This window comes from Parvimonas sp. D9, assembly GCF_035282565.1.
Lineage (GTDB): Bacteria > Bacillota > Clostridia > Tissierellales > Peptoniphilaceae > Parvimonas > Parvimonas micra.
This window is the reverse complement of the sequence record NZ_JAYKBM010000118.1, coordinates 1-281: the sequence shown is the minus strand read 5'-3', so window position 1 is coordinate 281 and position 281 is coordinate 1. Positions and strand designations below refer to the sequence as shown.

The window sequence follows — 281 nt, the reverse complement described above, 5'->3', positions numbered from 1 at the left end:
ACGACCCGGTCGTCGTCGGCATCGACCTCTCCGACACCGTCGAGCTGAACCTGCTCAACATCAACGACTTCCACGGCCGGATCGACGCCAACACGGTGAAGTTCGCCGGGACGGTCGAGCAGCTTCGTGCGGCGCACGAGAACACGCTGCTGCTGTCGGCGGGCGACAACATCGGCGCGTCGCTGTTCGCCTCGGCGATGGCGGACGACCAGCCGACGATCGACGTCCTCAACGCGCTCGAGATGACGGCATCCGCCGTGGGCAACCACGAGTTCGACAAG

Annotated in this window: 1 pseudogene; it reads left to right on the top strand. The window is 65.8% G+C overall.

From position 1 onward, the window contains the following. Positions 1 to 281 (top strand): annotated as a pseudogene (locus tag VJI94_RS08255) (hypothetical protein); the annotation flags it as partial.